The organism is Vibrio sp. SCSIO 43132, assembly GCF_019904195.1.
GTDB lineage: Bacteria > Pseudomonadota > Gammaproteobacteria > Enterobacterales > Vibrionaceae > Vibrio > Vibrio nigripulchritudo.
Genome location: NZ_CP063199.1, coordinates 748941 through 762297, shown reverse-complemented (window position 1 = coordinate 762297; position 13357 = coordinate 748941). Strand labels below are relative to the sequence as shown.

The following is a 13357-nucleotide window of genomic DNA, read 5'->3' as shown; positions in this document are numbered from 1 at the left end:
GTTTAATCTTGTCCTAAGGTGCGATATTTCTCGCGTAAGTTGTTACGTATACCAATAGCGGTTAAGTTTAGCCCGACAATCACCGTTACCAGCAGGAATGAAGTGGCGTAAACCAATGGTCTGGCAGCTTCAATATTTGGAGACTGAAAACCGACATCGTAAATATGAAATCCAAGATGCATGAACTTGCGATCCAGATGGATAAACGGAAACTCACCATCAATCGGTAAACTTGGCGCCAGCTTCACTACGCCCACCAGCATAAGGGGAGCAACTTCCCCGGCAGCTCTCGCTACCGCCAGAATCAGTCCAGTCATTATCGCTGGGCTTGCCATAGGTAAAACGATACGCCACAAAGTTTCAAACTGGGTAGCCCCCAACGCAAGAGACCCTTGTCTTACCGAGCCGGGAATTCGAGCCAACCCTTCTTCAGTTGCGACTATCACCACTGGCAGTGTTAACAACGCTAATGTTAATGCAGACCACAACAGACCGGGTGTACCAAATGTCGGAGAAGGGAGTTTTTCTGAATAGAACAAGCTATCTATCGAACCACCAATGCTGTAGACAAAGAAGCCAAGCCCAAATACACCATAAACAATGGATGGAACGCCCGCCAAGTTTATCACGGCAATACGAATCGTTCTGGTCAGAGCGTTGTTTTTGGCGTATTCATTCAGATAAATAGCTGCAATTACACCTAATGGCATGACGACTATCGACATGACGATCACAAGAAAAACTGTACCAAAAATAGCGGGGAAAACTCCCCCTTCTGAGTTGCCCTCTCGCGGATCTTCTGTCAGGAACTTTTTGACCTGCCCCAGCCAGTGAACAAACTTGTCAATCACTGACATATCATTTGGATACCAAACGTCTAAAATGTCTGTCAGTGGCAGTTTCACCTGAGTGCCATTCATGTCTTCGACAATCAGTGTTTCACCAACAAACTGATTTCTGAGCGTAGTCAGTTTTTCTTCAAGGTGAGTTAAGTGCGAATCGATGCTCTGCATTCTGGCAGCGAGCTCCGCCGCTTTTTCATCGTCCAGTGTGCCGTTGAGCTCGAATTTTTTCTTCTCCAGACGCAGCTTTTCCAACTGAAGGTTGTAGTACCTGAGCTGAGAGTGAGTCAGCGACGCCACTTTACTGCGCACATCCTCAACGGCTGAAATGCCTTGTTCTAAGAAAGACTCAACAGACTGATTGGTAAACAGCTTGCTTTCAAAACCGACTGGGCGCCCATAGAAGTCTCCTTCCTGACTGCGCTCTATCACTGCCCAGCCAGCAGGTTTAACTGGCTCACTCAGTTCAAAATCGAACACAGAAATGAAATCGAGTGTGTTTCGGTCTCGGTTGGCAATTTTTATGCTCAACCTTTCAACGGTATCTTGTTCATCAGCCAATAACTCTGCCTGAGCAGAGTACTGACTCAACCGCTCGACTGACATCGACTCACGCTGATACAACTGACCAATCAACTTCTGACCGTTTGGCGTACTCCACTCGTACAGAGGTGCGGGCCAGAAGTAACTTAACCCCTTCCAGCCAATCAATAACAGCACCGATAACACAGAAACCAGACTGACGCTGACTGCACCAGCCGTTAGCCATATCCATGGGGCTCCTGATTTAAACCAATTTGACACCAAAATCTCTCTTAAACGCGCCTTTAAAGTGCGCTGTATTTGTCCCTCAATCGCTGTCTTACCCATTCAGCCAGAGAGTTAACAAAGAACGTAAACATAAACAGAATCAATGCCGCTAAGAATAGCAATCGGTAGTGGGAACTGCCCACATCCGATTCCGGCATTTCTATCGCAATGGTCGCGGACAAACTGCGCAACCCTTCAAAAATATTCCAGTCCATGACAGGGGTGTTACCCGTTGCCATCAGAACAATCATGGTTTCGCCTACCGCTCGCCCAAGCCCCATCATGACCGCTGAAAATATGCCTGGGCTTGCCGTCAGTAAGACCACGTAAATCAGCGTTTGCCATTTGGTGGCTCCTAACGCCAATGAGCCATCCGACAAATGTTTGGGTACAGAAAATATCGCATCTTCCGCGATGGTGAAGATGGTCGGGATAACGGCAAATCCCATAGCCAAACCGACAACCAGTGCATTTCGCTGATCATAATCGATCCCAATATTCGCCAGATAAACACGCACATCGCCACCAAACAATGCACGTTCTAAGTCATGGCTGAATGAAATGATCACCAGTGAAAGCGCCAGTAGTGCGGGAATCAATATCAGCCCATGCCAGCCGCTCGGCACTCGGTCTAACCATTTCGCAGGCAAATTATGCCAAATCCAGCCAATCAATATTGTCGAAGCAGGGAGCAGTATTATTAAAGCAATGGTCGATGGCAAATGTGTTTCAATGACAGGAGCCAGCCAGAGCCCCGCTAAGAATCCAATGATAACCGTTGGCAACGCTTCCATTATTTCGATGGCCGGCTTTACGACTTTGCGCATCGGTGCAGACATAAAGTAAGCGGTATAAATCGCTCCAAGAACGGCAATAGGAACGGCAAATAACATGGCAAAAAACGCTGCTTTCAACGTGCCAAATGCAATGGGTACCAGACTGAACTTGGCTTCAAAATCATCGCTGCCCGAGGTGGACTGCCAGACATACTGAGGTTCTGGATAGCCTTCATACCAAACCGATTGCCACAAGGCAGACAAAGAAATTTCCGGGTATTCGTTATCAACAGTAAATACCTGTAGTGAGCGTTCACCCACCGTAAGCAGTCTGTCCTCGTTGCTGGAAACAGCCGCTATCACTGGCGCTTGCTTCAACAACAATTGTGTCAAGGTACGCTCTTCACTGGTGGTGTAAAAGCTGTCAACCTGCCCTCTATCAGAGAAAACGTAAAACCCTTTTCTGTAGTATTCCGGGACAATTAATGAAGTAGAATCAGGTAGCGAGAATTCGCGGATGTAGGAAAGGGTTCTCTGGCGTTCTTTCAACACATCAAACCATTGGGAGACCGTATCGTTCTGGTGATGAACCAATAATGATTGCGCCCCCGCTAGTAGAGTCATGCTTTTTGCTATCGCACGTTCATCGCCTTGCGTGATGTCCACCACTTCCCGAACCACAAACCCTTGATTGTGCTTCCACACCATGACGACGAGATCATTCTCAGACAACAGGAATAACTGCCTGCCATCTGGCGTCATATTCATGCCAATCAGGTCTTCAAAAGGTCCCTGAATCACCTTACTGGTGTATAAACCGTCAAACTCCTGCCACGTAACCAGCTGCTTTTGCTCATTCACAAAAGCAAATGTGGCACTTTCATTACTGATAGCAAACGCAAATTGCTGGACACTCAATGGTGCTGCTGCCAAATTCTCTGGCATCCGATATTCGCGTGACTCTACCCTTGGAGAAATACTTCTTCCCTGACCATTAAATTGCACCGCAAAACTGGGCTTAACCGACTGAATTTCGCCATCTGAATTCAAAAACGCAAACCAACCAGAACTTGCTGGCATTCTGGCGTGCGCTAAAGGAGAAGTTTGGATTGAGCGCGACTGCTCGGTAATACCACTTTTCAGGTCTACATAAGTCAGCGTGCCTGATTCAGAAAGCACGTACCCAAGCTGACCGTAGTCATCAACACCTGAAGCAAACGTCTGGCTTGGAGCATCAAAAGGAACTGAGGAGATTTGTTCAATTTTCGCGGAGGAAAAAACAGGCAGAACCATGAGTAAAAGATAGAAAAATATCAATAACAGGGCGACTAATACACTGATGCCACCAGCTTTCACTACGTATCGCATAAAACGGTTTTTTATCAACCGTTTACGATCACGTTCTTTTAATGAAAATTCGGTGTGGAGCATCTCTTTGTTCTACCTTTTTATAGTCAATGCCATAATATGTCGATTGGATGACAAAAATATTACAGAAATCCGATAAATCCTTGAAATCTGCTAAATCGCGCCTAATGCAATTGTATGCTGAAATAAAAATGTCATAAAAACATTTTACTTTCATTGAGTTCATTCTCAACACGACGTCAACGTTGGAACAGTACTATGAGTGCGGAAAAACTGTATATAGAAAAGGAACTTAGCTGGCTTTCGTTCAACGAGCGTGTCCTTCAGGAAGCCGCAGACAAAACGGTACCTTTAATAGAACGGGTACGCTTTCTTGGGATCTTCTCCAACAATTTGGATGAATTCTACAAAGTCCGTTTTGCTGACGTTAAACGCCGAATTCTCATCAACCAGGAGCGCGGCGGCAACGACAACTCGCGCCACCTGCTCAGCAAAATGCAGTCGAAAGCCCTCAAGCTTAATCAAGACTTTGATGAACTGTACAACGAACTGATTCTCGAAATGGCGCGCCGCCGGATTTTCTTAGTCAATGAAACTCAACTGAATGAACATCAGGAAAAATGGATTCGAAAGTATTTCCTCAAAGACGTTCTTCCGCACATCACTCCGCTTCTGATTACTGAAGAAATCGATGTCCTACAGTTTTTAAAAGATGAATACTCCTATTTAAGCGTCGAAATGAAGCGGGATGAATCTTCCCTTTATGCTTTGTTAGAAATCCCAACCGACATTCTTCCGCGCTTTGTGATGGTGCCTGAGCAGAAAGGAAAACGCCGCAAAACCATAATCCTGCTCGATAACATCATTCGCTTTTGTCTGGACGACATATTCCGAGGATTTTTTGAATATCAGGAACTGAACTGCTATGCGATGAAGATGACGCGAGATGCAGAGTACGACCTAAGCCACGAGCTTGAACACAGCTTGCTGGAACAAATGTCTGAAGGCTTGAGTCAGCGCCTGACCGCAATGCCAGTGCGATTTGTTTATCAGAGAGACATGCCAGAAGAGATGCTGAGCATCTTGTGTAAGAAGCTGCAAATGTCCAGCTTCGACAGCCTTATTCCTGGCGGACGCTACCATAATTTCAGAGACTTTATCGGTTTCCCGAACGTAGGGCGAGAGTATTTAGAAAACAAAACGTTACCACCACTCCGTTGTACGGATTTCGACCGCTTCCCTAACGCATTTGAAGCCATTCGCGCTCAGGATATTTTACTCTACTACCCTTACCATACGTTTGACCACATGACTGAGCTGGTCAGGCAAGCCTCCTTCGACCCGAAAGTGCTGTCCATCAAAATCAATATCTATCGGGTAGCCAAGAATTCCAAGCTTATGAACTCGCTGATCGATGCGGTTCATAACGGCAAACAAGTTACGGTAGTGGTAGAACTTCAGGCTCGCTTTGATGAGGAAGCCAATATTGAATGGTCTCGGGTGCTCACCGAAGCTGGTGTACACGTGGTGTTTGGTGCGCCGGGCTTGAAGATTCACTCCAAGCTTTTGCTCATTAGTCGCCGGGAAGGTGAAGACATCACCCGTTATGCTCACATCGGCACAGGCAATTTCCACGAGAAGACAGCCCGAATTTACACCGACTTTTCTTTGCTTACGGCGCAAAAAGAAATCACCAATGAAGTTCGCAACGTTTTTGGCTACATAGAAAACCCTTATCGTCCGGTGAAATTTACAGAACTGATTGTGTCGCCGCGAAACTCTCGCCAGCAACTTTATCGCCTGATCGATGGTGAGATTGCTAATGCCAAAATGGGCAAAAAAGCGAGCATCACCCTAAAGGTAAACAATCTGGTCGATAAAGGTTTAGTCAATAAACTCTATGGCGCAAACAACGCAGGTGTGAGCATTCGAATGGTCATACGAGGTATGTGTTCGCTGGTTCCGGGAATAGAAGGGGTTAGTGAAAACATTAAGATCATTAGCATTGTCGATAGGTTTCTGGAGCACCCGAGAGTATTCATCACCGAAAATGATGGCGATCCTTTGGTATATATTTCATCGGCAGACTGGATGACCCGAAATATTGATCATCGCATTGAGGTTGCAGCCCCAGTTCAGGACCCAAGGCTGAAACAAAGAATTATCGATATAGTGAATATTCATTTTACCGATACGGTGAAAGCACGGTGGTTCGATAAAGAAATGAGTAATGCCTACGTACCGCGCGGAAATAAGAGAAAAGTCCGCTCACAAATTGCTATTTATGAATATTTGAAGCACATTGAAAAACAGGAAAGGAAAAAATGGCAATCAACAATAAGTCATGACTGAGATTGAATCACGCGATATCGCAGCAATAGACCTTGGCTCCAATAGTTTTCATATGGTCGTCGCCAAGGTTGTCGGGCAAGACCTGCAAATAGTCAGCCGACACAAACAAAGAGTACGACTGGCATCTGGCTTAGATAGCCTTAACAACCTTGACAACAGCGCCATCCAACGAGGATTAGACTGCCTCAAAATCTTCGCGGAACGTTTGCAGGGGTTTGAACCAGAAAACGTTCGGATAGCCGCAACTCACACACTTCGGCAAGCTAATAACGCTCACATTTTCATTCAGCGAGCGGCTGAAATACTCCCTTTTCCCATTGAAGTGATCTCTGGCCTTGAAGAAGGACGCCTTATCTATACCGGCGTCGCCCATACTCAACCTGAATCGGAAACCAAGCTGGTTATTGATATTGGCGGTGGCAGTACAGAGATGATCATCGGAACCGGGTTTGAACCTAAGATGATCAACAGTAAGCGAATGGGTTGCGTGAGCTTTACCGACAAATATTTTGCAAACGGTAAGCTAAATCGGAAGAACTTCAACAAGGCTGAAATCGCGGTCGAACAGCGGCTAGAGTCTCTAACCAACAAATACATAAAACACGGATGGGACGTTGCCATTGGCTCTTCTGGCACCACAAAAGCGATCCGTGAAGTACTGATTAATATGGGCTTTGAAGATGGCATCATCACCCTTAAACGCCTACAAAAGCTGATTGATGAGCTGCTTCAGTTTGAGCAAATTGATGATGTGTCGCTGCCCGGTCTGACTGAAGAGCGGCAACCCGTCTTTGCAGCTGGCGTGGTTATCTTAGAAGGTATTTTCAAAGCGCTGTCCATAGACAAACTTCACTTCTCTCCGGGCGCTTTGCGTGAAGGCTTGCTATATGAGATGGAAGAGCGTTTCGAGCGCAGTGACATTCGAATGCGTACGACTGAAAACCTCGCCCGCAAGCATTTAGTGGATCTGGAGCACGCAGATAAGGTGCGCAAACAAGCCCGAAAATTTCTCGAGCAGTTAGCTCCCGATTTAGGCATTAAGAAGTCTAGCGAGTTGTTTGACCTTCTGGAATGGAGCGCCATGCTTCATGAAGTCGGTCTCAGCATTAGCTATCAGGGGTTTCATCGCCACTCCGAGTACATTCTGAAAAACACCAATATGCCAGGGTTCAATCAGGAACAACAACTGGTGTTGGCTTCATTGGCTCGCTTTCAAAGAAAAGCGCTTAAGCTTCATGAACTGCCGGAATTTGCACTCTTCAAAACCAAACATATCTTGCCACTTATTCGAATTATGCGCTTAGCTGTTCTCATTAATGGGCAGCGCAATGAAACGCCATTACCTGACATTCAAATACAGGTGAATGACGATACGTGGACATTGAGCTGTGATGAGGAAAACTGGCTAGAGGACAACAAACTCCTTGAGGCAGACTTAGAGTTAGAAAGAGACATATGGAAAACGGCAGACTGGACATTGAAGTTCTGACGGTTTCAGGTTCAAAAACGCCGAGTGGTTAGTGTCTGTTGACCTTAGACTCGGCGTTTTTCTATTTCATACTGGGGTTTTGACTCTAAAGCCCGACTTTCTCTAATTCCTGCTCAGCCATTTCTGGGGAGATTGGAACATAGCCATCCTTAGAAACCAAAGCCTGCCCTTCTTCTGAAAAAATGAAGCGAATGAATTCTGCTTCCAATGGGCTGAGCGGCTTAGTAGGGTGTTTATTCACGTAAACGTAGAGAAAACGAGATAAGGGGTAGATACCAGACAAAATATTGCTTCGGCTGGCAGAGATGTATTCTCCACCGTTTCCTGAAATCGGTAACAATCGAACACCGGATACCAAATACCCTACACCAGAGTAACCAATGGTATTGATTGAAGATGCGACGGACTGAACAACAGACGCACTACCGGGCTGTTCATTCACATTGCGTTTGAAGTCACCGCCACACAAAGCATTTTGCTTAAAGTATCCGTACGTTCCAGAAACCGAGTTTCGCCCAAACAATTGTAGCCTTCGCTTTGCCCAGTCTTGCTCAATACCCAACTGCTTCCAGTTCTCTATGGATTCATTTGAACCACAACGAAGGGTAGAAGAAAAGATACTGTCTATCTGCGTGAAATTCAGCCCTTCAATAGGGTTGTCTTTATGGACAAAGATTCCGATAGCATCAATCGCGACTCTCAGTGCCGTTGGTTTGTAACCATGCTGACGCTCAAACGCTTCTTCCTCTCGCGCCCGCATCGGACGGCTCATAGGACCAAACTGTGCCGTTTCTTCCACCAGAGCAGGCGTTGCCGTAGAGGAACCTGACGCCTGAACCTGAACGTTTATGTTGGGGTAAATGTCGTTAAACTCTTCAACCCAGAGCGTCATCATGCTGGCTAGCGTATCCGACCCTACAGACGAAAGGTTGCCCGAGATACCATTGACCTTTTGGTAGGGTTCGAGTTTTTCCTCGGCTTGAGCAAATGGCATGAAGAGCCCAAATAAAACGAATATCAGAAGCTTCATAGTCTAGACTCTACCGACAGCCTTTTAGGCAGAACGAACGAGAAGCAACTGCCTTTGCCTACTTCACTATGAATGTTCAGATGTGAATCGTGATGGCTTAAGGCGTGTTTCACGATGGCCAGCCCTAATCCGCTGCCACCTGTTTCACGAGAACGCGCTTTGTCTACCCGATAGAATCGTTCAGTCAGTCGATGGATATGTTGCGGTTCGATACCATCACCTGTGTCTGCCACTTTCAATTCCGGACCTTCCAAAGTTTGATGCCAGAGTACGGACACCTCTGCGCCCGGAGGGGTGTACTTCACTGCGTTGTAAACCAGATTAGAAATGGCACTGCGAAGCTGATCTTCATCGCCATACACATGGAGCTTGTCATCCACTTCAAATTTAAATACATGCCCATCTTCACCGCTGAGCGTGGTTGCCTCTTTCTCTAACACTTCCAGCATACCGGGCACATTGACTACTTCATCCAGTTCGTGCATTGGTGCAGCTTCAATTTTGGATAGAGTCAGTAATTGGTTAACCAAGCTATTCATTCTGTTGAGTTGCTCGGTCATCACTCCGTGCGCTTTACCCCACATCGGACCCACCAGCATCTCAGGATCCTGAGTCATTTCCAGATAACCCTGAAGCACGGTCATTGGTGTGCGCAGCTCATGGGAAACATTGGCAAAGAAATTACGACGCATACCCTCTAGCTGCTTAACCTGAGAAACATCGCGTACCACCATCAGGTGCTCACCTTCGGTGTAAGGCACAATACGAAGCTCCAGAATACGCTCCACATTAAGCGGAGAACGCATTTCTAAAGGTTCTGAAAAATCTTGTTTATTGAGATATTTGATGAAATCTGGGGTTCGGATCAGATTCGAAATAGGCTGTCCAGAATCGTCCGGCCAACGGAATCCCAAAAGGTGCTGAGCTAACTTGTTACACCAGACAATGTTGCCTTCACCACGAAATACAACAACCGCATCGGGTAAGGATTCCGCACCATTTCGGAAACGGCGAATCAGGTTGGTCAACTCTTTGCGTTTTTTTCGCTGACGTTGCTGAATGCGGTAAATGCCGTTGAATAACGACTCCCACATTCCTGTACCAGCAGGAGGAGTGAGCCTCTTATCATCCCAGAGCCAGGTCGACAGTCTTACCTGGTTATGTAACTGCCACCCAAGCTGAATCGCCGTGGCTGCTAACAGCAACCACGGCATGTATCCAAATATCCACCCTATCACTACCCAAGGGAGGTAAAAAAAAGCCAGCGACCAGGCTAGCTTTTTCCAGGTTAACCTTTCTACCATTCGCTCTCCACGTGTCTTTTGACCTTATGCTCTTGTAGAGAATCGATAACCCGCGCCACGCACGGTCTGTACTAATTTGTCGTGACCCGCACCTTCTAACGCCTTTCGCAAGCGACGAATGTGAACATCTACTGTGCGGTCTTCTACATAAACGTTGGTTCCCCAAACATTATTTAGAAGCTGTTCCCGGCTGTAAACACGTTCTTGGTGGGTCATAAAGAAATGCAGCATCTTGAATTCGGTTGGTCCCATATCCAACGCCTGTTCATTGGCAGTGACTCGGTGAGAAACCGGGTCTAACTTCAGACCTTGAACATCGATTACGTCTTCTAAGGCAGTTGGAGTGACGCGGCGAATAACCGCTTTCAGGCGAGCGATAAGCTCCTTTGGGGAGAAAGGCTTGGTGATGTAATCATCCGCACCGACCTCCAGACCACGAACTTTGTCTTCCTCTTCACCGCGAGCGGTAAGCATCACGACTGGAATATTCTTGGTCAGCTCTTCACGTTTCAGATGCTTGATAAAGTTAATGCCAGAACCGCCTGGCAGCATCCAATCCAGTAAAATCAGATCTGGGTAGGGTTCGCAAAGTTTGCTGATAGCAGTATCGTAATCTTCTGCTTCGACAGCTTGGTAACCTTTTTGCTCAAGTACGAAACACAACATCTCTCTGATAGGTGCTTCATCTTCAACAACCAGAATCCTTCTAGACATAATTGAATTACCTTTAAATTTAATCAACGTCATGCATTATCGTGATTAATTATGACACTTTTGTGACCCTTGAAAACAAATTTTCACATAAGTTTCATTGTGCAATTTCCAGTTTCGTTCAGGACAAACTCGGAAAAATCCCCTATCATCAGCCCCCTAAACAGAATAAGACGAGAATGGATATGTGGTTTAAAAACTGCCTGGTATATCGCTTTAATCGCGATATCGAATTTAACGCCGAAAAATTAGAAGAACAGTTGCAAGAGTTTCGCTTCACACCGTGTGGCAGCCAGGACAAACAAAAGTTTGGCTGGACGACAGCCATGGGCAGACACGGCGATATGATGACCCACGTGTCTGACAATCAGATCCTTATCTGTGCCAAAAAAGAAGAAAAGATGCTGCCCGCTTCTGTCATTAAAGAATCGCTCAATGCCAAAGTTGAAGCAATGGAAGCCGAAGAAGGTCGCCCTCTTAAAAAGAAAGAGAAGGACACGCTAAAAGAAGACATCATCATCGATCTTCTTCCGCGAGCGTTCAGCCGCAGTAATGTCACGTTTGTACTGATTATGCCTAAAGATGGCTTTATCCTTGTCGACGCAAGCAGCTACAAAAAAGCAGAAGATGTGCTGGCATTACTGCGTAAAACCATGGGCAGTTTGCCCGTTATTCCAGCCATTCCAGAGCAGGCGGTTGAATCCACCATGACTGAATGGGTGAAAACATCGAACACCGCGACAGGATTCACTATGCTAGATGAAGCAGAACTAAAATCCGTACTGGAAGATGGCGGTGTGATTCGCTGTAAGAAGCAAGAATTGTCCGCAGATGAAATCCTGTCTCACATTGAGGCCAACAAGCTGGTGACCAAGCTTGCACTGAACTGGGAAGACAGAATCGAGTTCATTCTCGCCGATGATGGCAGTATCAAGCGCCTGAAATTCAGTGATGAACTCAAAGACCAGAACGAAGACATTCCAAGAGAAGATCAGGCGGCACGATTCGATGCAGACTTCTCATTAATGTGCGGCGAATTCAGTGCTTTCCTTCCATCACTTTATAACGCTTTGGGCGGTTTGCCACATAGTGATTAACTTTCAATGAATAGGCACCAAATGGTGCCTATTGTCTATTCTGAAGAACAATCCCGACTTTCTTACCTGCTAACTGCCTTATCCCTAATATTTATACTGGTAAGAACCTTCCAGAAAGCGTAAAATTTGCGCCCTCCGATGCCACTGGGTGGCATCGGTCTGACTTGAAATCAGAAATAGAGAAGAAGCAATGTTCAAACCAGAATTACTGTCGCCGGCAGGAAGCCTTAAAAATATGCGTTACGCATTTGCCTATGGAGCCGATGCGGTATATGCCGGTCAACCCCGTTACAGCCTTCGTGTTCGTAACAATGAATTCAATCATGAGAACCTGAAAATAGGCATCGACGAAGCCCATGCTCAAGGCAAAAAGCTTTATGTCGTCTGCAACATTCAGCCTCACAACTCTAAGCTCAAAACCTTTATCCGCGATTTAAAGCCTGTAGTAGAGATGAATCCCGATGCCCTTATCATGTCGGATCCAGGTCTTATCATGATGGTACGTGAAGCGTTTCCTGACATGCCAATCCATCTGTCGGTTCAGGCTAATGCGGTAAACTGGGCAACGGTAAAATTCTGGGCAGCGAATGGCGTTGAACGCGTGATTGTATCTCGTGAGTTGTCGTTAGAAGAAATTGAAGAAATTCGTGAACATTGCCCTGAAACAGAATTAGAAGTCTTCGTTCATGGTGCATTATGCATGGCATATTCCGGACGCTGCCTGCTGTCTGGCTACATGAACAAACGTGATCCTAACCAAGGCACCTGTACTAATGCGTGCCGATGGGAATACAACGTAGAGCAAGGAAAAGAAGACGAATCTGGTCAGATCGTAGAAAAATTTGACCCTACAGAAGCGCAAAGCATTGAAGTGCAGGACGAACGCCCGGACAACACTCTAGGCCTAGGTAAGCCAACGGATGAAGTGGTTCTTTTATCTGAAAGCCATCGTCCGGAGGAAAAAATGGCGGCATTCGAAGATGAACACGGCACCTACATCATGAACTCGAAAGATTTACGTGCGGTTCAGCATGTCGAAAGATTGACTAAAATGGGTGTGCACTCACTGAAAATCGAAGGTCGTACTAAGTCTTTCTACTACTGTGCGCGCACCGCTCAGGTATACCGCAAAGCTATCGATGACGCCGTCGCGGGCAAGCCGTTCGACGAAACACTGATGGGCACATTGGAAAGTCTTGCTCACCGCGGCTATACAGAGGGTTTCCTTCGCAGGCACACTCACGATCGATACCAAAATTATGACTACGGATACTCAGTCTCTGATTCTCAGCAATTTGTGGGAGAGTTTACGGGTAAGCGTCGTGGCGATCTGGCTGAAGTCGAAGTGAAGAATAAATTTGTACTCGGCGATACGTTAGAGCTAATGACACCGCAAGGAAACGTTACCTTCACGCTCGAAGCGATGGAAAACCGTAAATCCCAAGCTGTTGATGACGCCAAAGGTAATGGGCACTTCGTATTTATTCCGGTTCCGGAAGAAGTGGACCTGGACTATGCACTGCTTATGCGTAATCTAAACTCAGGACAAGATACCCGTAACCCAACAGGTAAGTAAGC

At 46.3% G+C, this 13357-nt stretch carries 9 protein-coding genes; 4 read left to right on the top strand and 5 right to left on the bottom strand.

The features are described 5' to 3' along the window. Window positions 1–2: 2 nt before the first annotated feature. The gene (gene pstA / locus INR79_RS03475; protein ID WP_223096013.1) at window positions 3–1646 is read right to left on the bottom strand and encodes a phosphate ABC transporter permease PstA; all 1644 of its coding nucleotides are present in this window, start codon (window positions 1644–1646) and stop codon (window positions 3–5) included. 23 nt (window positions 1647–1669) lie between these two features. Further along, complete coding sequence (locus INR79_RS03470; RefSeq protein ID WP_223096011.1) at window positions 1670–3859, bottom strand: ABC transporter permease subunit; 2190 nt, start codon at window positions 3857–3859, stop codon at window positions 1670–1672. Between the two features lie 195 nt (window positions 3860–4054). Here INR79_RS03470 and ppk1 point away from each other — a divergent pair, with 195 nt between their 5' ends. After that, the gene (gene ppk1 / locus INR79_RS03465; RefSeq protein ID WP_223096009.1) at window positions 4055–6148 is read left to right on the top strand and encodes a polyphosphate kinase 1; all 2094 of its coding nucleotides are present in this window, start codon (window positions 4055–4057) and stop codon (window positions 6146–6148) included. After that, window positions 6141–7637 (top strand): exopolyphosphatase, encoded by a 1497-nt coding sequence (gene ppx / locus INR79_RS03460; RefSeq protein ID WP_045961874.1) that lies wholly within the window; start codon window positions 6141–6143, stop codon window positions 7635–7637. The genes ppk1 and ppx overlap by 8 nt, the downstream gene beginning before the upstream one ends. 85 nt (window positions 7638–7722) lie before the next feature. Here the strand turns inward: ppx and INR79_RS03455 are convergent, their stop codons facing one another. The 3 genes from INR79_RS03455 to phoB are packed head-to-tail and all read right to left on the bottom strand — an operon-like array spanning window position 7723 to window position 10685. Further along, window positions 7723–8667 carry a PstS family phosphate ABC transporter substrate-binding protein gene (locus INR79_RS03455; protein ID WP_223096008.1) on the bottom strand — a complete coding sequence of 315 codons (945 nt, stop codon included), beginning with the start codon at window positions 8665–8667 and terminating at the stop codon, window positions 7723–7725. Beyond that, window positions 8664–9971, bottom strand: coding sequence for a phosphate regulon sensor histidine kinase PhoR (gene phoR / locus INR79_RS03450; protein ID WP_223096007.1), 1308 nt, complete (start codon window positions 9969–9971; stop codon window positions 8664–8666). Before phoR ends, INR79_RS03455 begins: the two co-directional genes overlap by 4 nt. 24 nt (window positions 9972–9995) lie before the next feature. Beyond that, window positions 9996–10685 (bottom strand): phosphate regulon transcriptional regulator PhoB, encoded by a 690-nt coding sequence (gene phoB / locus INR79_RS03445; RefSeq protein WP_004400020.1) that lies wholly within the window; start codon window positions 10683–10685, stop codon window positions 9996–9998. Window positions 10686–10867: 182 nt separating this feature from the next. On the opposite strand from phoB, the gene rdgC reads away from it, so the two are divergent. After that, window positions 10868–11779 (top strand): recombination-associated protein RdgC, encoded by a 912-nt coding sequence (gene rdgC / locus INR79_RS03440; RefSeq protein ID WP_223096006.1) that lies wholly within the window; start codon window positions 10868–10870, stop codon window positions 11777–11779. Between the two features lie 190 nt (window positions 11780–11969). Next, entirely contained in the window at window positions 11970–13355 is a 1386-nt protein-coding gene (gene yegQ, locus INR79_RS03435) for a tRNA 5-hydroxyuridine modification protein YegQ (protein WP_223096005.1), read from the top strand. The last annotated feature ends 2 nt before the right edge of the window (window positions 13356–13357 follow it).

Coding starts and splice junctions, on each gene's coding strand:
- INR79_RS03470 (WP_223096011.1), bottom strand. CDS start 3,859: ATGCTCCACACCGAATTTTCATTAAAAGAACGTGATCGTAAACGGTTG.
- ppk1 (WP_223096009.1), top strand. CDS start 4,055: ATGAGTGCGGAAAAACTGTATATAGAAAAGGAACTTAGCTGGCTTTCG.
- ppx (WP_045961874.1), top strand. CDS start 6,141: ATGACTGAGATTGAATCACGCGATATCGCAGCAATAGACCTTGGCTCC.
- INR79_RS03455 (WP_223096008.1), bottom strand. CDS start 8,667: ATGAAGCTTCTGATATTCGTTTTATTTGGGCTCTTCATGCCATTTGCT.
- phoR (WP_223096007.1), bottom strand. CDS start 9,971: ATGGTAGAAAGGTTAACCTGGAAAAAGCTAGCCTGGTCGCTGGCTTTT.
- phoB (WP_004400020.1), bottom strand. CDS start 10,685: ATGTCTAGAAGGATTCTGGTTGTTGAAGATGAAGCACCTATCAGAGAG.
- rdgC (WP_223096006.1), top strand. CDS start 10,868: ATGTGGTTTAAAAACTGCCTGGTATATCGCTTTAATCGCGATATCGAA.
- yegQ (WP_223096005.1), top strand. CDS start 11,970: ATGTTCAAACCAGAATTACTGTCGCCGGCAGGAAGCCTTAAAAATATG.